Below are 18,952 nucleotides of genomic sequence, written 5' to 3' on the forward strand. Positions count from 1 at the left end.
GGCGCCCGCGAGCGCCGCAGCCGAGAACCGAGAAGGAATGACCGTCATGCAGCAGCTCGTTCAGCAGACCATCGACGAACTGGTGGAGTCCGGCGAGGAGTTGGGGATCCAGGTCGCCGTGTACCGGAACGGCGAACTGGTGGTGGACGCGGTGGCGGGCGTCGCCGATCCGGACACCGGCCGGCCGGTGGCCTCGGACACCCCGTTCTTCAGCGCCTCCACCGGCAAGGGGGTCGCGGCGACCGTCGTGCACGTCCTCGCGGAGCGCGGCGCCCTCGCCTACGACACGCCGATCGTCGAGCTCTGGCCGGAGTTCGGCGCCCACGGCAAGGAGAAGGCGACCGTCCGCCACGCGCTGACCCACTCGCTCGGCGTCCCGGCCGTGCCGGCCGACCTCACGGTGCGCGACCTCGCCGACTGGGACGCCATGTGCGCCCTGATCGCCGACTCCGCACCCTGGTGGGAGCCCGGCACCGGCACCGGCTACCACGCGGTGACCTGGGGCTACGTGATCGGCGAACTGGTCCGCCGGGCCACCGGCCGGACGATCTCGCAGGTGCTCCGGCAGGAGGTGGCCGAGCCGCTGGGCGTCGCCGACGAGCTGTACTTCGGCGTCCCCGAGTCCGAACTCGGCCGCCTCGCACGCCTGGTGGACGCGCCCGGCGCCGCCGAGATGATGGCCGCGATGCCCGCCGACCTGCCCCTGTTCAAGGCCACCCCGCCTGCCCTCACCCCCAGCGCGGCCTACGGCAACAACCCCACTGTGCTCACCTCCGACATCCCCTCGGGCGGCACGATGTCCGCCCGCGCGGTGGCCCGGATGTACGCCGCCCTGCTCACCGAGGTGGACGGCGTCCGCCTGGTCCCCGACGCCCGCCTGCGCGAACTCAGCGCCCTCGCCACCGCCGAGACCGACCGCATGGTCGGCTTCCCGACCCCCCGAGCCCTCGGCTACAACCTCGGCCGCCCCGGGGCCGACCCGCAGCAGACCCTGTCCGTCTTCGGCATGCCCGGCATGGGCGGCAGCGCGGCCTGGGCCGACACCGCGACCGGCATCGCGTTCGCTCTCACCAGGAACCGCTTCTTCCCCGGCCCGGCCACCGCGGTCGAGCGAATCGGCGCCCTGATCAGCACCGAGTGAGTCACCGGAACTGCCCGGTCAGCGGCGGGACTTCGGCACCCGGGTGAACACGCAGTCCCCGCACAGCCCACCCGAGGGCGTCCGGTAGTAGAGGCAGCAGGACGCCCGGCGGAACGCGAGCGGGCGGTCCGGCGGGGTGGCGGTACCGGTCGCGGCCAGGTCGGGAAACGCGAGGAGCGCGCGGGCCAGCGCGGTGGCGGGCGCGGTGGCGAGCCGGCGGGCCGCGCCGACCAGCGCGGAGGCGGCGTTGCCCGCCAACAGGCCGGCGGCGAGCGGGGTGAGGGCGCGGACGGCGTCGGCGAGCGGGTGCAGGTGGCGGTCCATCACCAGCTCGTGCAGCGCGGCCGGTGTCGCCTCCGGTCCGGGCGCCCCGGGCAGCCACAGGTCGAACGGCCCCTGCGGCGGAAGCGTGAAGCGGGCACCGTCCAGATCGGGCAGCCGCCCGGTGGTGACGGCCGTACCGAGGGCCACCGACCAGAGCCTGGCCGCCAGACCCAGGTGCGCGGTGGACGCGGCGACCCGCACCTCGTCCGTACCCAGCACCCGCCCGACCTCGGCCACCCGCCCCGCCAACGGCCCGTCCGGCGCCGACAGTTCACGCAACGGCCGGAACCCGGCGGGCGGCGGGCCGGCCAGCGTCGCGAAGTACGGGCCCAGGGCGGACAGCGGCGGAACGGTCATGCCGCGAGAGTCTAGTTCGGACCCGACCGGCGCCCGGAAAACGCGTGGCGTCCGGTGGCCCCGCCACCTATCGTCGCGCACGGCGTGATCACCCGCACGGAGGAGGAACGGCGAATGCGGTACCGGCAGTTGGGGCGCAGCGGGGTCGAGGTGTCGGAGGTCGGCTTCGGGGCGTGGGGGATCGGCGCGGAGGGCTGGATCGGCGCGCAGGAGGACGAGTCGCTGGCGGCGCTGCACCGGGCGATCGACCTGGGGGTGAACTTCATCGACACCGCCCGCGGCTACGGCGAGAGCGAACGGCTGGTCGGCCGGGTGGTGCGGGAGCGCGCCGCGGCCGGGCAGCAGGTACGGGTGGCCACCAAGGTCCCGCCGCTGAACCGCCAGTGGCCCGCCCGCACCGGGGTGGACCCGGCGGAGACGTTCCCGGGCGCGCACATCCGGGAGAGCGTCCAGACCTCGCTGCGGGCCAGTGGCCTGGAGCGGTTCGACCTGGTGCAGTTCCACGTCTGGCACGACGAGTGGCTCGGCCGCGGCGACTGGCTGGAGACCGTCGCCGAGCTGAAGAGCGAAGGATCGATCGGCCTGTTCGGCGTCTCCATCAACGACCACGAGCCGCACAGCGCCGTCGAGTTGGTGCGCAGCGGCATGGTCGACGCGGTGCAGGTGATCTTCAACATCTTCGACCAGTCGCCGCTGGACGAGCTGTTCCCGGCCTGCCGGGAGCACGGCGTCGGCGTGATCGTCCGGGTCGCGCTGGACGAGGGCGGGCTGACCGGCCGGCTGAACGCCGACACGGTGTTCCCGGAGGGCGACTTCCGGCGGCGCTACTTCCGCGGCGAGCGGCTGGCGGAGGTCGAGCGCCGGGCCGCCGCGATCGCCGCCGACCTGGGCATCGAGGCGGACGGACTGGCGGAGGCGGCGCTGCGCTTCGTGCTGAGCGAGCCCGCCGTGTCCACGGTGATCCCCGGAATGCGCTCGGTGCGCAACGTCGAGCGCAACGCCGCCGTCGGCGACGGAGTGCCGCTCGGCGAGGGCGAGTTGAAGGTGCTGGCCGGGCACCGCTGGGACCGGAACTTCTACTCCTGAGGCTCCCGAGCCGTCCGGCGGCGCGTGGGGTGCGTGCGGTTGTCGGGGTTCGGTGGCAGGGTGGGGCGCATGTGCGGTCGCTTCGTCTCCACCACCGAGCCCGGTGACTTGGTCGCCCTGCTCAATGTCGCGCGCTGGAACCCCACCGAGGCGCTCGCGCCGAGCTGGAACGTCGCGCCGACCGACCCCGTCCCGGCCGTGCTGGAGCGGGTGGACCACGACACCGGCGAGGTGGTCCGCCAGCTGCGCACGCTGCGCTGGGGCCTGGTCCCGTCCTGGGCGAAGGACCGCTCCGGCGCGGCCCGGCTGATCAACGCCCGCTCGGAGACGGTCGACCAGAAGCCGTCGTTCCGCAAGGCGTTCGCCGCCCGGCGCTGCGTGATCCCCGCCGACGGCTACTACGAGTGGCGTCCCGTCCCGGCCGGCGACGGCCGCAAGGCGTACAAGCAGCCGTACTTCCTGAGCACCGGCGAACTGATGCTGATGGCCGGGCTGTACGAGTTCTGGCGGGACGCGAGCCTGCCGGAGGACGACCCGGCGGCCTGGCTGGCGACGGCGACCATCCTGACCACCGACGCCACCGACAGCGCGGGGCGGGTGCACGACCGGATGCCGCTCACCATCTCCCGCCAGGACCTGGGCAGTTGGCTCGACCCGGCACACAGCGACCGGGCCGACCTGCACCACCTGCTGCACCAACCCGCCGACGGCAACATCCTGGTCCGGGCGGTCCCCACGGCCGTCAACCGGGTCACCGAGAACGGCCCCCAGCTGCTCGCCGAGACCCCCGACCCGCTGGGGATCGCCGACTGACGCAGCGTCAATCCAGGTCGCCCGAGCTGTTGTTGCGGCGCTGCTCGATCCGTCGGCGCCGCGCGTCCCGCCGGACGAACTCGCCCGCGCCGAGCGTCGCCCGCGCCACCATGCGGACCCAGCCGGGCCCGCCGCGTTCCGCCCACACCACACAGCCGCAGCCACCCACCACCAACAGCAGCACGACCACCAGCACCACGCCGATCACGGCTTCCCCTTCCCGCGGACCTGCTCCGATCATCGCAGGCGGGGACGGCGTTACGCCTGACCCAGTCCGAGCCTGACGGCGCGCTCCACCGGCGAGTACGCCCCGTCGGCGCGCTCCAGCACCAGGTCTTCCGTCGACAGCAGCGCCGGCTGGGCGAGGAAGCGCGGCTCGGTGCCGTGGTGCGGCTGCGCGGCGTGGATCAGGAACGGGTGGCACAGGTACACGTCCCCCGCCCGTCCGGTGGCGAGCGCGGTCTTCCGCTCCGGGTGGTCCAGCAGCCCGGCCCGGTCGAGTTCCGCGCAGAACGAGAACATCTCCACGCCCTGGTCCCCGGCGGGCTCCAGCAGGCGCGGCAGGTCCAGGTGCGAGCCGACCTTGATCCGGGTCGGTGCGCTCGCCTCGTCCACGTCGGAGAGCAGGAACAGCATCAGCAGCGACCGGCCGCGCGAGACCAGGTTGAGCCAATAGCCCTGCTCGCCGTCCGGGGTGAAGCTCGCGTCCATGTGCCAGCCGGCGTCGCCCGGATCGTCCGGGTGCGGGAAGCGGATCGGGAAGCCGCCCAGCCACGGCTGCGGCTTCCAGCGGCCCTCGCCGACCAGCTGGTCGAACGCCCCGTGCAGGCGCTCGGAGGTCGCGGCCCGCCGGAACGGCTCCTGCCCGTACCCCTCCAGGCGCACCACCGGCCGCGTCCAGCCCGTCGGATCGTCCGGGTCCAGGCCCATCTCCCGCCACAGGAACTCCCGGCACTCGGCGGCCAGTTCGGGCGAGAACGCACCCTCCAGCCGGACGAAGCCGTCCGTGACGAAACCCTCGATCTGCTGCTCGGAAAGGACACCCATGGCAGCGGATTCTCGGCCGGTCCACCCGGCGCCGCAAACGAATTACCCTCCACCGGTGCGGACTTGACGAGCCGGTGCTCCGCACGCTTCGGTGGGAGCCATATGACCACCCCTGCCCCGCACACCGGCCCCGCGTTCGACGCCCTCCAAGGCCTGTCCGTCGGCGACGCCCTCGGCGCCCAGTTCTTCGTCCCCAAGACCGCCCGCGCCCACTTCGCCGCCGGCACCGTCCCGCCCGGCCCCTGGCCGTGGACCGACGACACCGAGATGGCCTGCTCGGTGTACGCCGCGCAGACCGAACGCGGCGCCATCGACAGCTACGACCTCACCCACGCCTTCGCGTACCGCCACGACTTCGACCGCGGCTACGGACCCGCCGCGAACCGCCTGCTGCGGCTGATCCGGGAAGGCGGCGACGCCCGCCGCCTGGCCGCCGAACTCTTCGACGGCCAGGGCTCGTTCGGCAACGGCGCGGCCATGCGGGTGGCCCCGCTCGGCGCCGCGTACGCCGACGACCCGGCCGCCGCCGTCCGGCCCGCCGCCGACACCGCGGTGATCACCCACACCCACCCGGACGCGGTGGACGGGGCGATCGCGGTGGCGGTCGCCGCCGCCCACGCGGTGCGCCGGCGCACCCGCAGCTGCTCCCCGGAACGCTTCCTGTCCGCCGTCGCCGACCTCACCCCCGACGGCCCCGTCCGCCGCGCCCTGTACCAGGCCCGGCAACTGCTCGACCGCGCCGACGCCCGCGAGGTCGCGGCCGTGCTCGGCAACGGCAGCCGCACCAGCGCCCTCGACACCGTCCCGTTCGCGCTCTGGTGCGCCGCCCGGTGGCTCGACGACTACCCGACGGCCGTCCGGTCGGCGATCGGCGCCGGCGGCGACATGGACACCGTCGCCGCGATCACCGGCGGCGTGGTCGCCGCCGGCACCGGCACCGCGGGCATCCCCGCCGCCTGGCTGGCGGCCCGCGAACCGCTGCCCGCCTGGGCGTTCCCCGCCCCCGGCAGCATCCCGCCCACGCTGCCGCACCTCACCCCGATGCGGCTGCCCCGGCCCTACCCCGTCCCGGACCGGATGTTCTTCACCGAGGAGCAGTGGAACCGCTACCGGGCTGGCTACCGGGCGGCACGCTGGGTGGCCCGCGCCGACGAAGGCGTCCTGCACCTGCACTTCGCCGTCTCCGGGGACGAGGTCGCCGCCATCCGCGTCGCCCCGTCCGGCGGCGGCCAGCGCGCCGTCTCCGCCGAGGTCGAGGCGCACCCGTCGTACTACAACGGGGCCGGTTTCTCCGGCGCCCTGCTGTCCACCGTCATGGAGCTGGAAGGCCACCTCCAGACCAGGGGCCCCCTGCCGCCGGGCCCCTGGTGACGGCCCGTCGGCCCGCCGGATAGGGTGACGGTCCAGGTGGAACGGTGGAGGAGTGGCGGATGCGCATCGAGGCGGTGCTGTTCGACCTCGACGGCACCCTGATGGACCACGACGGCGCGGCCGAGGCCGCCGTGCTGGCCGGCGCCGCCGCTGAACTCCCCGGACGCCCGCTGGACCGCGACGGGCTGCTGCGGTTCTGGCGCGAGCTGGAACGACGCGAGTACGACCGTTACCTGGCAGGCGAGTTGACGGTGCAGCAGCAGCGCAGGATCCGCGCGATCGGCCTGGCCCGGCACCTCGGGCTGGGGGAGTGGTCGGACGAGCGGGCCGACGCCTGGTTCGCCGGATTCCTCCGCAGGTACCGGCGTTCCTGGCGGGCGTTCCCCGAAGTGCCGCGCGCCATCCGCGAGTTGGGGTCGGTCCGGCAGCTCGGCGTGATCACCAACGGCGAGGGCGACATACAGCGCGACAAGCTGCGCGCCGTCGGCCTCGGCGCCCTGGCCGCGCACACCACCGCCTCCGGCGACGCGGGCTGCGCCAAGCCCGACCCGGCGATCTTCCACCTGGCCTGCCGCGCCCTCGGCGTCGCCCCCGAGCGCGCCGCGTACGTCGGGGACCGGCTGGACGTGGACGCGCAGGCCGCCACCGAGGCCGGACTGCTCGGCATCTGGCTGGAACGCGAGCCCACCGGCGCGGACGTCACCGTCCCCCGGGTGCGCACGCTCACCGAGGTCGCCGCACTGCTGGGCTGAACCCTGTGCGGCGTGGCTCCGGGCCGCCCGGGCCCCCCTCCGCGTAGCGTCGGCCCGGAGGGCTGACTGTTCGTCAGCGAAGCGATCCAGGGAGGCCGGTATGGACGCGCGGCAACGAGTGACGGCACTGGTGGCGGAGGCGGGGACCACATTCGCCGAACAGGCGGGCATCGAAATCGCCGACCGGCCCGCCGAACTCTGGCAGCTGCTGATGCTCAGCAACCTGGTCTCGGCCCGCATCCAGGCCGAGATCGCCGTCACCGGCACGGCCTCCCTGGTCGCCGCCGGCGCCGGCACCCCCGCCGGCACGCTGGAACTCGACTGGCAGCAGCGCAAGGACGCACTGATCGCCGGCCGCTACCAGCACTTCGCCGACGGCACCGCGACCCGGCTCGGCGAATGCGCCCGGCTCGCCCAGGGCGAATACGGCGGCGACCTGCGCAAACTCGCCACCGCCGCCCAGGGGCGCCCCGAGCGCACCCGGGCCCTGCTGCAACGTTTCCCCGGCATCGGCCCGGCCGGCGCCGCCGCGTTCTGCCGCGAGGCCCAGGCGGTCTGGCCCCACCTCCGCCCCGCCCTCGACGCCCGCGCCACCGTGGGCGCCGAACGCCTCGGCCTCCCCACCGACCCCGCCGAACTCGCCACCCTGATCGACCCCGCCGACCTGCACCGCCTCGCCGACGCCCTGGTCCGCGCCGCCCTCGACCCCGCCATGGCCGCCCGCGTCCTCGCCGCCTCCCCCGACACCACCGAGCCCGCCGCCGTCTGACCCTGGGCGGGAACGCCGAGCGCCCCCGCCCTGACGGTGGGCGGGGGCGCGGTTCGGGGGAATCAGCGGCCGAAGGCGGGGCTCAGCGGCCGAAGATGCGGCTCAGCCAGGAGCCGGAGCCGGCCTTGTCGGCCGGGGTGCAGGAGCAGCGCTGGGACTTGGGGATTCCGGCGAGGACCTGCTCGACGTGCATGCCGCAGCCGGCGTAGGAGGGCTTGTTGCAGGTCTTGCAGGTGGTGCGACGGCACATGGGGGTGGGTCCTTTCGGGGGAGGGGGTGTCAGGAGTGCGAGAAGGGGATGTTGGGGAGGACGCGGTCCAGCCAGCGGGGGGTGTGCCAGGCGGCGCGGCCGGTCAGGCGGAGCAGGACGGGCAGCAGCACCAGGCGGACCAGGGCGGCGTCCAGCAGCACGGCGACGCCGAGCACGATGCCCATCTCCTTGGGCGGCAGCGGGCCGGAGATGGCGAAGGTGAAGAACACCGCGACCATCACGGCGGCCGCCGCGAAGATCACCCGGCCGGAGTGGGCCAGTGCGCCGACCATCGCCTTGCGCGGATCGCCGGTGCGCTCGTACTGCTCCTTGGCGGAGGCCAGCAGGAAGACCGTGTAGTCCATCGCGATCGCGAAGATCATCGCGAAGAAGAACACCGGTGCCCAGCCGTCCAGGAAGCCCTGCGGGGTGAAGCCCAGCAGTCCGGAGCCGTGGCCGTCCTGGAAGACCAGCCGGGCGACGCCGAACGCCGCGCCGGTGGACAGCAGGCTGGCGGCGGTGCCGAGCGCCGCGATCAGCGGGGCGCGCAGCGCGAACAGCAGCAGGACGAAGCCGAGCGCCATGACGACGCCGATGACCAGCGGGGTCTTCTCGGTCAGCAGGTGCTGCAGGTCGAGGTTCTCCACCGCCGCGCCGCCGACCAGGGTGTGGTCGGGCAGTTCGGCGCGCAGCGTGTTCACGGTGTGGCCCAGCTGCGGGTCGGACGGGTCGACGGACGGGACGGCCTGGATCATCGACAGGTTGGTGCCGTCGGCGGCGGGCATCGCGGGCATCACACCGGCGATTCCGGGGGTGCCGGCGACGGTCTGCGCGGTGGCGGCGGCCTGGTCGGTGGGGGTGAGGATCTGCAGGGTGCCGGGGGCGCCGGCGCCGAACGCCTCCTGGACGGCGGTGTAGCCGGCCCGGGCGCTGGCGTCGCCGGGCAGCACGTTGATGGATGGCATCGCGGTGCGCAGGCCGATCACCGGCGCGGCCAGTGCCAGCAGCGCGACCAGGGCGAGCGCGCCCCAGCGCAGCGGCTGCTTCCACAGCCGCTCGCCCCAGGCGGCGAACCGCGGCGAGGTCTGCGCCTCACGCTTGGCCCACGGCAGCGAGACGGCGTCGACGCGGTGGCCCAGCTTGCCGAGGACGGCGGGCAGCAGGGTCAGGGTGGCGCCCAGTACGAACAGCACGGCCAGCATGATGCCGCCGGCCATCGAGCGGAACGCGGGGGACGGGACCAGCATCACGGCGGACAGGCTGACCAGCACGGTGGCGCCGGAGAGCAGCACGGCCTTGCCGGCGGTGTCCATGGTCTCCGCGACCGCCCGTGAACTGTCGCTTCCGCGTTCGGAGCTGGCGCGTGCGGCGCGGAACCGGACGACCAGGAACAGGGCGTAGTCGATGCCCAGCGCGAGGGCGAACATCATGGCGAAGTTCATCGCCCAGATGGAGACCGGGAACAGGTGGCTGATCAGCACCAGCGAACCGGCCGAGGCGGCGAGGCCCGCCATGGTCAGCAGCAGCGGCAGTCCGGCGGCGACCAGCGAGCCGAACGCCAGCACCAGGATGGCCAGGGTGACCGGCCAGGACATGATCTCGGACTTCATCATCGCGTCGTGGTTGGCGGTGTTGAAGTCGCTCCACAGCACGGACGCGCCGGTCGCGGTGACGTCCACGCCGTTCCCGGACAGTTCGCGCAGCGGTTCCTTCAGGTCGTCGGCGGCGCGCACCATGTCGTCCGGCGAGGCGTTGGCGCCGGCCAGCAGCACGGCGGTGCGGCCGTCCTGGCTGATCGTCGCACCGGGCTGCGGCGGGACGACGGTGGAGATCCGGGAGTCGGCGGAGGCCAGCGTGGTGGCCCGGTCGACCACCTGCTGCACGCCGGGGTCGGTCACCGGGCGGTCGGCGTGCACCACGATCTGGATCGCGGAGGAGGCGTTGCCCGCGAAGTGCTCCTCGGCGAGGGTGCGGACCTTCACCGAGTCGGAGCCGTTGGCCTGCCAGCCCGCGCCGGAGAGCGCGGTGGTGACCTTCGGGGCGAACGCGCCGAGGCCGATCACGATGATCAGCCAGCCGACCAGCACGGTCTTGAAGTGGTGGACGGACCAGACGCCGAGGCGGCCGAGCAGCCCGTCCTTGGGCGGGGCGACGGCGGGGGGCGCGGAGGCGGCCGGCGCGGGGGCGGAGCGGTTCACAGGTGCTTCTCCAAGCGGGCGGGGGGTCCGCCGAATCAAGGGTAATACCTAGGGGGGTATATGCGGGGGCAGGCGGGGGCCAGGTGCACATACGTGGGGAGGCGGGGGGCGTGGGGGCGCCCCCTGCCGAGGTTTTGGCGTCAGGCCTTCAGTGCGGCCAGCGCGGCGCGCAGCTTGGCGGCGGCCTCGTCGGCCACCTCGCCGAGCTCGGGACGGCCGGTGAACTGCACCATCAGCTGCGGGTCCATGGCCTCGACCAGGATGCCGCCGCCGATGTCGCGCAGCACCACGTTGCACGGCATCATCAGGCCGACCCGGCGGTCGACCTCCAGGGCGCGGTGCGCGAACGGCGGGTTGCAGGCGCCGAGGATCAGGTAGTCCTCCATCCCGACGCCGAGCTTGGCCTGCATGGTGGCCGTCATGTCGATCTCGGTGAGGATGCCGAAGCCCTGCGCGGCGAGGGCCGCGCGGACCCGGTCGGCCGCGTCCTTGAACGGGCCGTTCAGGATGGCGGTGAAGTCGTCGGTCATGTCGCCGAGCCTCTCTGGTCAGTGCCGCGGTTTGTCCGTGTTGCGGGGCTTCGATACCCCCGAGGGTATTTCAGCGTACGTCGGTTGCAACCCGAGGGGTGGGAGGCGCATTCCCGGGCGCGCCGGGTGAGCTGCGTCTCACCCGGCCGCCGGGCGGCGATCAGCGGCCGTAGCGGTGGCGCAGGTTGGGGTCGTCCAGCCACCACGGGCGGTCGCCCGCCTCGGCCTCGCCGGTCTCGACGGCCACGGTCCGGGCCCGTTCGGCGGCGTCCAGTGCGGCGTCCACCGCGGCGGTCTCGGTGCGGCCGGTGACGATCAGGCGGCGGATCAGGGCGACCAGGAAGGGCAGGCCGACCACGTCGCCGAGGATCCAGATCGCGTTGCCGCCGACGAACTGGTCGCGGGCCAGTGACGGGCCCCAGTCTCGGGCCACGCCCGCGTAGTACGGTTCGGCGATCACGTGGCCGCCGTACAGCAGCACCAGGGCCAGCGCCGCGTCGAAGATCACCTCGACGAAGCTGATCACCACGCCGATCATCAGCGGATACTCGCGCGCCACCGGGTCCAGCTGCAGGCGCGGCCAGAAGTACAGCAGGCCGAGCAGGACGAGCACCAGGTGGAAGCCGATGTTCCCGGCCGTGCTGGTCAGCGTCTCGGTGTACCAGGGCGTGAAGTACAGCAGCCACGGCGGCACGATCAGCAGCACCGTGGACACCAGCGGGAACATCAGCACCCGGGACGTCCGGCCGCCGAGCACGCCCCGCAGCCGCTCCCGGCCGGCCGGCGACAGGGTGTCGGCCAGCAGCGAGACGGGGGCGCCGAGCGCCAGCAGCAGCGGGACCAGCATCAGCAGCAGCACCAACTGCACGGCGCGGTCGGTGAACAGCACCCGCTCGTACACACCGAGGCCGGAACTGGTGGTCCACACCCACACCGCCAGCCCGCCGAGGAACGCCGCCGTGCGGTACCACGGCCAGCCGCCGCGCCGCCGGACGCCCACCAGGTAGCTGCCGGCCAGCAGCACGGTCAGGGCGGCGACCGCCGGTTCCAGGGTCCAGGTGTCGGCCAGCGCCGACCAGTGCCAGGGCGCGACGGCCGCGGGGTGGGACATGGCGGTGGCTCTCCTTGCTCTCGCTCTCGGCCGCGGCGCCCGGCGGGCGGAACCGGAGCGGGATGCCCGGCGTCGTCGCAGCGCCGGATCCGTGCAAGGATCCGGCATTGAAGTTCTACACGCCTGTAGAAAAAACTGAGAGGGGGGCCGGGTGGGACGCGCGATACGGAGCGCCGGCAGCCGCGCTGCCACGCGCCGCCGGAACATCGAACTCGGCATGCTGGCACTCGCGGTGACGGTCTGCCTGGTCGGCTGGTGCACCGCGAACCTGGCCCTCCGCGGCACCCTCCCGCCCGGCCTGCTGCCCTACGGCGCGGGACTGACCGCCCTCGCCGCCGTCCTGCACCTCGTCGTGCGACGCTTCGCCCCCTACGCCGACCCGTTGATCCTCGCGCTGGCGGTGCTGCTCACCGGCTTCGGCCTGGTCCTGCTCGACCGCCTCGACTACTCGTACGCGATCTGGCACGCCCAGAAGGGCGACTGGCAGAAGATCCCCGCCGCGCCCAGCCAGGTGCAGTGGACGGTGATCGCCATGGTGGTGGCCGGCGTGCTGCTGGCCGTGGTCAAGCACCACCGACTGTTCCAGAAGTACGTCTACCTGATCATGGCGGGCGCGCTCGTCCTGCTGGCCGCGCCCGCGTTCTTCCCCGGCGACAGCTTCGGCGCCAAGCGCTGGATCCGGCTCGGCGGCCTCTCCTTCGAACCCGACGAGTTCGTCAAGGTCGCCATCGCGGTGTTCTTCGCCGGCTACCTGACCGCCAACCGGGACGCGCTCGCGCTCACCGGCCGCAAGGTCTGGGGCGTCAACCTGCCGCGCGGCCGCAACCTCGGGCCGGTACTGGCGATCTGGGCGGTCAGCCTGCTGGTGCTGATCTTCGAACGCGACCTCGGCACCTCGCTGATCTTCTTCGGGGTGTTCGTGGTGATGCTCTACACCGCCACCGAACGCACCGGCTGGGTACTGATCGGCCTGCTCATGGCTGCCGCCGGCGCGTCCGTGGTCGGCGACCTGGAACCGCACGTGCACGGCCGCGTCGAGGCCTGGCTGCACCCGCTCGACTACTACAAGGAGCACCACGACCCCGCGCTCATCTCCGACCAACCCGCACAGGCGATGTTCAGCCTCGGCAGCGGCCACCTCCTGGGCACCGGCCTGGGCCAGGGCAAACCCTTCCTGATCGGGTTCGCCGGGCGCAGCGACTTCATCTTCACCACCATCGGCGAAGAACTCGGCCTGGCCGGCGCCATGGCCGTCCTGCTGGCCTACGGCCTCTTCGTCCAGCGCGCCCTGCGCACCGCGATCGCCCTCACGGACCCGTTCGGCAAACTCCTCGCCACCGGCCTGGCCTCCGCGGTCGTCCTCCAGGTCTTCGTGGTGGTCGGCGGCGTCACCGGCCTGATACCCCTCACCGGCAAGGCCCTGCCGTTCCTCGCCGCAGGCGGCTCCTCACTGACGGCGAACTGGCTGCTCACGGCCTTGCTGATCAAGCTCTCCGACGCGGCCGGCCGAGCACAACTGGCGTAAGCCAGGGGCGCGGGGAACTGCGCGAAACGGAAGGACCGGACCGCAAGATCGCGATGCACGACAATGACTTGCACGTGCTGGCGACCTTACGGACCGGTCTGCGCTCGTCGCGCGGCTACTGCGGGTTGCGCTCCGAAACCCGGTCGCTCGCCGAGGCGTCCAGCATCGCGACCCGGTCCACCACCTTCACCCGTTCGCGGCCCGAGGCAGCGCCGAGGGCCTTCTCGTGGGCGTCGAGCCGCTGCCACCCCTCCCAGGTGGTGAAGTCGACGCCGCGCGAGCGCAGGAAGTCGACGACGGCGTCCTCGGCGGGCTCGGCAGCCGGCCGCAGGGAGCCGGAGGCGTGGTCGGCGACCAGGCAGGCGATGGTCTCGTTGGCGTCGCCCTTGGTGTGGCCGATCAGGCCGACGGGGCCGCGCTTGACCCAGCCGGTGACGTAGACGGACGGCAGGTGGGTGCCGTTCTCGTGGACGCGGCCGGCGGCGTGCGGGACCGTCGAGGAGAGGGCGTCGAACGGCAGCTTCGGCAGCTCGTCGGAGCGGTAGCCGACCGCGCGGTAGACCGCCTGGACGGGCCACTCGCGGAAGGTGCCGGTGCCGACCGTGTTGCCGGTGCCGTCGAGCGCGGTGCGTTCGGTGCGCAGGGCGACGACCCGGCCGTCCTCGCCGAGGACCTCGACGGGGTTCTCGAAGAAGTGCAGGTGGATGCGGTGCGGCCGGTCGCCGATGTCGCGGATCGCCCAGTTCTCGAGTGTCGAGGCGACCATGTCGGCCTGCTTGTTGGCGCGCCGGGTGGCGATCGAGGCGTCGTCGTAGTCGATGTCCTCGGGGTCGACGATCACCTCGATGGTGGGGGAGTGGTCGAGTTCGCGGAGTTCCATCGGGGAGAACTTGGCCTGCGCGGGGCCGCGCCGTCCGAACACGTGGACCTCGCGCGCACGGTTCGCGGCCAGGCCGTCGTAGACGTTCGGCGGGATCTCGGTGGGCAGCAGTTCGTCCGCGGTCTTGGCGAGCACCCGGGCGACGTCCAGGGCGACGTTGCCGACGCCGAGGACGGCGACCTGTTCGGCCTCCAGCGGCCACTCGCGCGGGACTTCGGGGTGGCCGTCGTACCAGGAGACGAAGTCCGCGGCGCCGTAGGAGCCGTCGAGTTCGATGCCCGGTATCGCCAGGTCGCGGTCGGCCTCGGCGCCGGTGGCGAAGACCAGGGCGTCGTAGAAGCGGTGGAGTTCGTCGAGGGAGAGGTCGCCGGGGTAGTCGACGTTGCCGAGCAGGCGGACCTGTGGCTTGTCGAGGACCTGGTGGAGGGCCGTGACGATGCCCTTGATCCGCGGGTGGTCGGGGGCGACGCCGTAGCGGATCAGGCCGAAGGGGGCGGGCAGCCGCTCGATCAGGTCGATGGACACGCCGGGGGCGGTGGCCAGTTCGGACTTCAGCAGGGCGTCGGCGGCGTAGATCCCGGCGGGGCCGGCACCGACGATGGCCACCCGGACGGGGCGGGACATGGGCAGGTACTCCTGTTCGGCTCTGGGCGCGTACCGCCAGCCTTCCGGCGTGCGGGCGCGCCCGGTACGGTGCTTCGGCTTATGCCGTCATAAGCCGAAGCTATGTCTCCCCAAAGTTCTGCCTATGCAGCGCCTCTGTGCCTTCCAGCATGCACGAGCCGCCGCACCACCCCTCCGGCGGGTGCGGCTCACTCGTAGCGCAGCCGCAGCGACTCCTCCTCGGCGGCCAGGATGTGCTCCAGCGTCAGCGCCGGGTCGCCCAGGTGGGAGAGCGTGACCTCGGCGGACGTGGGTGCCGCGTCGGCGGGCAGCCACTGCTCGGGGCGCCAGGCCGAGCTGCGCATGAGCGCCTTCGGGCAGTGCTGGTAGACCTCGTCCGTCGCGACCACGATCGCGGTGCGCGGCGGCTTGCCGACGGCGGTCAACCGCGCCAGCAGCTGCGGGTCCTCGCTGATGCAGGCCCGGCCGTTGACGCGCAGGGTGGACGCCCGGCCGGGGACGAGGAAGATCAGCCCGGCCTTTCCGGTGGCGATGATGTTGTGCGTGCTGTCGAGGCGCTTGTTGCCGGTGGCGTCCGGGATGGCGATGGTCCGCTCGTCCAGGACGGAGACGAAACCGGGCGGGCCGCCGCGCGGGGTGGCGTCGCAGTTGCCGTCCGCGTCGGCGGTGGCGAGGAACACCAGCGAGGAGCAGCCGATCAGCCGGCGCGCCGCGTCGTGCAGGTGGTCGACCTGCTTGCGCCGCACCAGCTCGCTCGGCTGCTCGTAGATGTCCCGGAGGCGGGCCGGGTCGCGGATCGCGTCCGCGGCGAGGGCGTCGAAGATCACGTGATCCGACACTACCCCCGCCCACCCGCCTGCGGGAGGGGGTCAGATCTGCAGCGGAACCGGGTGCACCTCGTCCGCCGGGTGCCCGGTGCGCTCGTGCACGCGCTGGACGGCCTCCTTGGACGGCGCGGACGACAGGCAGTAGACGGTGCCGGACTCCGGGTCGGCCCAGGCCTGCTGGAACTTCACACCCTCCTGCGCCTGCACCGCCAGGTCCGCCTCGTGCGCGGCCTTCAACTGGTCGGCGGTGATGCCCTTCATTCCGTGGTGGACGTCCATGTACATCGTCGTCATCGTGGCTCAACTCCTCGGCCGGGAGCCACCGGTGCGAAAAGTGGCTCATTCCCACCCTGCGACCGCGACGTGAAGCAGGCCACAGGACACGTTCTTGCCTACGACGTCCATGCGCGTGCAAGAATGCTGGTGAAGTAGCAGTGACGTTCAGCGCACTCCGGGGTCGGTGAAATTCCGAGCCGGCGGTTACAGTCCGCGACCCGTCCGCAGCCAGCGGCCGGTTGACCAGGTGAAATTCCTGGACCGACGGTTAAAGTCCGGATGGGAGGCGTGCGCGGCGGACAGGTGTGTTCACACCACGGCCCAGGGCCGGGGTGCGGACGCACGGCTTTTCGGCGTCGAACCCGTGCCACGACCATGCCGGTCGGGGCGCCACGGGGGCGTTCCCGGCTTGCCACGTCCGCAGTCAACTCCCTATCGCCGCCCCGGAGTCCGCGCCTCTAGCGCGAGGAGAACCCGGGTGTTCACCGGCATCATCGAAGAGCTCGGCGAGGTCGTCTCCATCGAGGAGATCGGCGAATCCTCGCGAATCCGCCTACGCGGCCCACTGGTCACCGCGGACGTCCGCCACGGCGACTCCGTCGCGGTCAACGGCGTGTGTCTCACCGTCGTCGACGACAGCGAACAACTCGCCAAGCACGAGGGCGAGTTCAGCGCCGACGTGATGCGCGAGACGCTCCGCCGCTCCAGCCTCGGCGCGCTGCGCCCCGGCTCGCGGGTCAACCTGGAACGGGCGATGGCGCTCGGTGCCCGGCTCGGCGGCCACCTGGTGCAGGGCCACGTCGACGCCACCGGCACCGTGCTCTCGCGCGACCCGGGCGACCTGGACGCGGACGGGAATCCGCGCTGGGAGGTGCTGCGTTTCTCCCTGCCACAGCCGATTTCGCGCTACCTGGTGGAGAAGGGGTCGATCACCGTGGACGGAGTGAGCCTCACCGTGGTCGAGGCCGCCCGCGACACCTTCACCGTCTCGCTGATCCCCGCCACGCTCGCCCTGACCACGCTCGGGGTGAAGGCGGTGGGCGACCCCGTCAACCTGGAGGTGGACGTGCTCGCCAAGTACGTGGAACGACTGCTCGAAAACCGTGCACTGCCCGACACCCTGGGGGAATCCAAGTGAGCGCGATCGCCGATTGGACTTTCAACGCCTTCGACGAGCAGGTGAAGGTCGCCGACATGATCGGCAACCTGATAGGGCTCGCCGGACTGGCCTTCGGCTGGCGCCGCTCGGTGCTCACCTGGCCCGCCCAGCTGCTGGCCGGCTCCGTGCTGATCAGCGTGTACCTCGGCGCGCAGGTCCCCGGGCTGATCGGCAAGCAGGCGATCGTCGTGGTCGCCGCGATCTGGGGCTGGACCCAGTGGAGCCGCGGCCGCCGCGACACCGGCGAGATCGCCGTCCGCTTCGCCGGCTGGCGCGAGCGGATCGTGCTGATCGCCGCCACCGCGGCCGGCACCGCCGCCGTCGCCGCGCTGTTCAACGCCTACCCGAAGCTGTCCTGGAACCCGCTGCTGGACGCGTACATCTTCACCGGCACGCTCGCCGCGATGTACGCGCAGGCCAAGGGCTGGGTGGAGTTCTGGTTCGCCTGGATCGCCGTCGACGTGATCAGCGTGCCGTACAGCTACGCCCACGGCTACGTCTTCTCCGCGCTCACCTTCACCATCTACTTCGTCCTGGTGGTGGCCGGCCTGGTCAGCTGGTGGACGAAGGCCCGTACCGTCCGAACCGTCCCGCTCGCGAAGGAAGTTGCCGCATGAGCGCCGACCAGCCCGAAGAACCCCTCGCGCTCGACCCGGTGGAACGCGCCATCGCCGACATCGCGCTCGGCCGCGCCGTGATCGTGGTCGACGACGAGGACCGCGAGAACGAGGGCGACATCATGTTCGCCGCGTCCGCCGCCACCCCCGAACTGATGGCCTTCACCGTCCGCTACAGCTCCGGCGTGATCTGCGTCCCGATGACCGGCGAGGACCTCGACCGGCTCAATCTGCCGCCGATGACCCACGTCAACGAGGACCGCAAGGGCACCGCCTACGCCGTCTCGGCGGACGCCCGCGAGGGCGTGGACACCGGCATCTCCGCCGCCGACCGGGCCCGCACCGTCCGGCTGCTGGCCTCGCCCGGCACCGAAGCCGGCGACCTCACCCGGCCCGGCCACGTCTTCCCGCTGCGGGCCGTGGACGGCGGCGTGCTGGTGCGCCCCGGGCACACCGAGGCCACCGTCGACCTGGTCCGGCTGGCCGGCCTCGCCCCCGCCGGGGCGATCGCCGAGGTCGTCAACGACGACGGCAGCATGGCCCGGCTGCCCGAACTGCACGCCTTCGCCCGCGAGCACGGCCTGGCGATCATCTCCATCGCGGACCTGATCGCCTACCGGCGCCGCACCGAACTGCACGTCGACCGCGCCGCCGTCACCGCACTGCCCACCGACCACGGCGAGTTCACCGCCGTCGGCTACCGCGGCACCCTCGACGGCGCCGAGCACCTGGCCCTGGTGGCCGGCGGCCTGGACGCCGACGGGAAGATCCCCGAGGGCGAGGATGTCCTGGTGCGGGTGCACTCCGAGTGCCTGACCGGCGACGTGTTCAGCTCGCTGCGCTGCGACTGCGGCCCGCAGCTGCACGCCTCGCTGCGCGCCGTCGCCGACGCCGGCCGCGGCGTGGTGCTCTACCTGCGCGGCCACGAGGGCCGCGGCATCGGCCTGGCCCACAAGCTGCGCGCCTACGAGCTCCAGGAGCAGGGCCGCGACACCGTCGACGCCAACCTCGACCAGGGGCTGCCCGTCGACGCCCGCGACTACTCGATCGCCGCGCAGATGCTCGCCGACCTCGGCGTGCGCTCGCTCACCCTGCTCTCCAACAACCCGGCCAAGCAGACCGCGCTCACCGAGCACGGCCTGAAGGTCGCCGCGCGCCGCCCGCTGCCCACCGCCACCGGAGCGCACAACCTGCGCTACCTGCGTACCAAGCGCGACCGGATGGGTCACGACCTGCCGTGGCTCGAGGACGACAGCAAGTAACCGTAGTAACAAGAGTCCTGACGCACCGTCGAA

20 protein-coding genes and 1 riboswitch are annotated in these 18,952 nt (G+C 72.8%); of the genes, 10 read left to right on the forward strand and 10 right to left on the reverse strand.

What is annotated here, in order from left to right:
• The first annotated feature begins 46 nt into the window (after positions 1-46).
• Positions 47-1,141, forward strand: a complete 1,095-nt coding sequence (locus ACFYST_RS13580; protein ID WP_387861857.1) for a serine hydrolase domain-containing protein — start codon at positions 47-49, stop codon at positions 1,139-1,141.
• An 18-nt stretch (positions 1,142-1,159) separates the two neighbouring features.
• Here ACFYST_RS13580 and ACFYST_RS13585 read toward each other — a convergent pair whose 3' ends face one another.
• Positions 1,160-1,822 (reverse strand): (2Fe-2S)-binding protein, encoded by a 663-nt coding sequence (locus tag ACFYST_RS13585; protein WP_387861859.1) that lies wholly within the window; start codon positions 1,820-1,822, stop codon positions 1,160-1,162.
• Between the two features lie 114 nt (positions 1,823-1,936).
• Here ACFYST_RS13585 and ACFYST_RS13590 point away from each other — a divergent pair, with 114 nt between their 5' ends.
• Together ACFYST_RS13590 and ACFYST_RS13595 are read left to right on the forward strand one after the other, a co-directional pair.
• The gene (locus ACFYST_RS13590; RefSeq protein ID WP_387861943.1) at positions 1,937-2,908 is read left to right on the forward strand and encodes an aldo/keto reductase; all 972 of its coding nucleotides are present in this window, start codon (positions 1,937-1,939) and stop codon (positions 2,906-2,908) included.
• A gap of 69 nt (positions 2,909-2,977) precedes the next feature.
• Positions 2,978-3,721: an SOS response-associated peptidase gene (locus ACFYST_RS13595; protein WP_387642721.1), complete on the forward strand. Its 744-nt coding sequence runs from the start codon at positions 2,978-2,980 to the stop codon at positions 3,719-3,721.
• A 7-nt stretch (positions 3,722-3,728) separates the two neighbouring features.
• On the opposite strand, the gene ACFYST_RS13600 is transcribed toward ACFYST_RS13595, so the two are convergent.
• On the reverse strand, positions 3,729-3,929 hold the full coding sequence (locus ACFYST_RS13600) for a hypothetical protein (protein WP_387642720.1): 201 nt from the start codon (positions 3,927-3,929) through the stop codon (positions 3,729-3,731).
• A 50-nt stretch (positions 3,930-3,979) separates the two neighbouring features.
• Positions 3,980-4,768 (reverse strand): phytanoyl-CoA dioxygenase family protein, encoded by a 789-nt coding sequence (locus ACFYST_RS13605; RefSeq protein WP_387861861.1) that lies wholly within the window; start codon positions 4,766-4,768, stop codon positions 3,980-3,982.
• A gap of 102 nt (positions 4,769-4,870) precedes the next feature.
• Between ACFYST_RS13605 and ACFYST_RS13610 the strand changes: the two genes are divergently transcribed.
• The 3 genes from ACFYST_RS13610 (at position 4,871) to ACFYST_RS13620 (ending at position 7,660) form a co-directional block, all read left to right on the forward strand.
• On the forward strand, positions 4,871-6,139 hold the full coding sequence (locus ACFYST_RS13610; RefSeq protein ID WP_387861862.1) for an ADP-ribosylglycohydrolase family protein: 1,269 nt from the start codon (positions 4,871-4,873) through the stop codon (positions 6,137-6,139).
• Positions 6,140-6,198: 59 nt separating this feature from the next.
• Positions 6,199-6,891 carry an HAD family hydrolase gene (locus tag ACFYST_RS13615; protein WP_387861864.1) on the forward strand — a complete coding sequence of 231 codons (693 nt, stop codon included), beginning with the start codon at positions 6,199-6,201 and terminating at the stop codon, positions 6,889-6,891.
• Positions 6,892-6,991: 100 nt separating this feature from the next.
• The gene (locus tag ACFYST_RS13620) at positions 6,992-7,660 is read left to right on the forward strand and encodes an endonuclease (RefSeq protein WP_387642716.1); all 669 of its coding nucleotides are present in this window, start codon (positions 6,992-6,994) and stop codon (positions 7,658-7,660) included.
• An 82-nt stretch (positions 7,661-7,742) separates the two neighbouring features.
• On the opposite strand, the gene ACFYST_RS13625 is transcribed toward ACFYST_RS13620, so the two are convergent.
• The 4 genes from ACFYST_RS13625 to ACFYST_RS13640 form a co-directional block, all read right to left on the reverse strand.
• Complete coding sequence (locus ACFYST_RS13625) at positions 7,743-7,910, reverse strand: hypothetical protein (protein ID WP_387861866.1); 168 nt, start codon at positions 7,908-7,910, stop codon at positions 7,743-7,745.
• 29 nt (positions 7,911-7,939) lie between these two features.
• On the reverse strand, positions 7,940-10,108 hold the full coding sequence (locus ACFYST_RS13630) for an MMPL family transporter (RefSeq protein WP_387861867.1): 2,169 nt from the start codon (positions 10,106-10,108) through the stop codon (positions 7,940-7,942).
• A 140-nt stretch (positions 10,109-10,248) separates the two neighbouring features.
• Positions 10,249-10,638 carry a DUF302 domain-containing protein gene (locus ACFYST_RS13635; RefSeq protein ID WP_387642713.1) on the reverse strand — a complete coding sequence of 130 codons (390 nt, stop codon included), beginning with the start codon at positions 10,636-10,638 and terminating at the stop codon, positions 10,249-10,251.
• A gap of 160 nt (positions 10,639-10,798) precedes the next feature.
• Positions 10,799-11,749 carry a cytochrome c oxidase assembly protein gene (locus ACFYST_RS13640; RefSeq protein ID WP_387861869.1) on the reverse strand — a complete coding sequence of 317 codons (951 nt, stop codon included), beginning with the start codon at positions 11,747-11,749 and terminating at the stop codon, positions 10,799-10,801.
• A 217-nt stretch (positions 11,750-11,966) separates the two neighbouring features.
• Here ACFYST_RS13640 and ACFYST_RS13645 point away from each other — a divergent pair, with 217 nt between their 5' ends.
• Entirely contained in the window at positions 11,967-13,274 is a 1,308-nt protein-coding gene (locus tag ACFYST_RS13645; protein ID WP_387861871.1) for an FtsW/RodA/SpoVE family cell cycle protein, read from the forward strand.
• A 115-nt stretch (positions 13,275-13,389) separates the two neighbouring features.
• Here ACFYST_RS13645 and ACFYST_RS13650 read toward each other — a convergent pair whose 3' ends face one another.
• The 3 genes from ACFYST_RS13650 to ACFYST_RS13660 form a co-directional block, all read right to left on the reverse strand.
• The gene (locus ACFYST_RS13650; protein WP_387861872.1) at positions 13,390-14,778 is read right to left on the reverse strand and encodes an FAD-dependent oxidoreductase; all 1,389 of its coding nucleotides are present in this window, start codon (positions 14,776-14,778) and stop codon (positions 13,390-13,392) included.
• A gap of 188 nt (positions 14,779-14,966) precedes the next feature.
• Complete coding sequence (locus ACFYST_RS13655) at positions 14,967-15,605, reverse strand: MSMEG_1061 family FMN-dependent PPOX-type flavoprotein (protein ID WP_387861873.1); 639 nt, start codon at positions 15,603-15,605, stop codon at positions 14,967-14,969.
• Positions 15,606-15,647: 42 nt separating this feature from the next.
• The gene (locus ACFYST_RS13660; RefSeq protein WP_387861874.1) at positions 15,648-15,899 is read right to left on the reverse strand and encodes an SCO4226 family nickel-binding protein; all 252 of its coding nucleotides are present in this window, start codon (positions 15,897-15,899) and stop codon (positions 15,648-15,650) included.
• A gap of 149 nt (positions 15,900-16,048) precedes the next feature.
• Positions 16,049-16,176, forward strand: a riboswitch (FMN riboswitch).
• Between the two features lie 183 nt (positions 16,177-16,359).
• Here ACFYST_RS13660 and ACFYST_RS13665 point away from each other — a divergent pair.
• The 3 genes from ACFYST_RS13665 to ACFYST_RS13675 are packed head-to-tail and all read left to right on the forward strand — an operon-like array spanning position 16,360 to position 18,919.
• Complete coding sequence (locus ACFYST_RS13665; RefSeq protein ID WP_387861875.1) at positions 16,360-17,019, forward strand: riboflavin synthase; 660 nt, start codon at positions 16,360-16,362, stop codon at positions 17,017-17,019.
• Positions 17,020-17,075: 56 nt separating this feature from the next.
• Positions 17,076-17,657: a nicotinamide riboside transporter PnuC gene (locus ACFYST_RS13670; RefSeq protein ID WP_387643031.1), complete on the forward strand. Its 582-nt coding sequence runs from the start codon at positions 17,076-17,078 to the stop codon at positions 17,655-17,657.
• Positions 17,654-18,919, forward strand: coding sequence for a bifunctional 3,4-dihydroxy-2-butanone-4-phosphate synthase/GTP cyclohydrolase II (locus ACFYST_RS13675; protein WP_387861877.1), 1,266 nt, complete (start codon positions 17,654-17,656; stop codon positions 18,917-18,919). The genes ACFYST_RS13670 and ACFYST_RS13675 overlap by 4 nt, the downstream gene beginning before the upstream one ends.
• Positions 18,920-18,952 lie beyond the last annotated feature (33 nt).

Source organism: Kitasatospora sp. NPDC004614 (genome assembly GCF_042873675.1).
Classification (GTDB): Bacteria; Actinomycetota; Actinomycetes; order Streptomycetales; family Streptomycetaceae; genus Kitasatospora.

What these genes read in the sequence shown, in the direction of transcription:
- ACFYST_RS13580 (WP_387861857.1), top strand. Translation starts at nt 47, where the DNA reads ATGCAGCAGCTCGTTCAGCAGACCATCGACGAACTGGTGGAGTCCGGC.
- ACFYST_RS13615 (WP_387861864.1), top strand. Translation starts at nt 6,199, where the DNA reads ATGCGCATCGAGGCGGTGCTGTTCGACCTCGACGGCACCCTGATGGAC.
- ACFYST_RS13645 (WP_387861871.1), top strand. Translation starts at nt 11,967, where the DNA reads ATGCTGGCACTCGCGGTGACGGTCTGCCTGGTCGGCTGGTGCACCGCG.
- ACFYST_RS13635 (WP_387642713.1), bottom strand. Translation starts at nt 10,638, where the DNA reads ATGACCGACGACTTCACCGCCATCCTGAACGGCCCGTTCAAGGACGCG.
- ACFYST_RS13640 (WP_387861869.1), bottom strand. Translation starts at nt 11,749, where the DNA reads ATGTCCCACCCCGCGGCCGTCGCGCCCTGGCACTGGTCGGCGCTGGCC.
- ACFYST_RS13590 (WP_387861943.1), top strand. Translation starts at nt 1,937, where the DNA reads ATGCGGTACCGGCAGTTGGGGCGCAGCGGGGTCGAGGTGTCGGAGGTC.
- ACFYST_RS13660 (WP_387861874.1), bottom strand. Translation starts at nt 15,899, where the DNA reads ATGACGACGATGTACATGGACGTCCACCACGGAATGAAGGGCATCACC.
- ACFYST_RS13610 (WP_387861862.1), top strand. Translation starts at nt 4,871, where the DNA reads ATGACCACCCCTGCCCCGCACACCGGCCCCGCGTTCGACGCCCTCCAA.
- ACFYST_RS13605 (WP_387861861.1), bottom strand. Translation starts at nt 4,768, where the DNA reads ATGGGTGTCCTTTCCGAGCAGCAGATCGAGGGTTTCGTCACGGACGGC.
- ACFYST_RS13670 (WP_387643031.1), top strand. Translation starts at nt 17,076, where the DNA reads ATGATCGGCAACCTGATAGGGCTCGCCGGACTGGCCTTCGGCTGGCGC.
- ACFYST_RS13585 (WP_387861859.1), bottom strand. Translation starts at nt 1,822, where the DNA reads ATGACCGTTCCGCCGCTGTCCGCCCTGGGCCCGTACTTCGCGACGCTG.
- ACFYST_RS13620 (WP_387642716.1), top strand. Translation starts at nt 6,992, where the DNA reads ATGGACGCGCGGCAACGAGTGACGGCACTGGTGGCGGAGGCGGGGACC.
- ACFYST_RS13625 (WP_387861866.1), bottom strand. Translation starts at nt 7,910, where the DNA reads ATGTGCCGTCGCACCACCTGCAAGACCTGCAACAAGCCCTCCTACGCC.
- ACFYST_RS13650 (WP_387861872.1), bottom strand. Translation starts at nt 14,778, where the DNA reads ATGTCCCGCCCCGTCCGGGTGGCCATCGTCGGTGCCGGCCCCGCCGGG.
- ACFYST_RS13675 (WP_387861877.1), top strand. Translation starts at nt 17,654, where the DNA reads ATGAGCGCCGACCAGCCCGAAGAACCCCTCGCGCTCGACCCGGTGGAA.
- ACFYST_RS13595 (WP_387642721.1), top strand. Translation starts at nt 2,978, where the DNA reads ATGTGCGGTCGCTTCGTCTCCACCACCGAGCCCGGTGACTTGGTCGCC.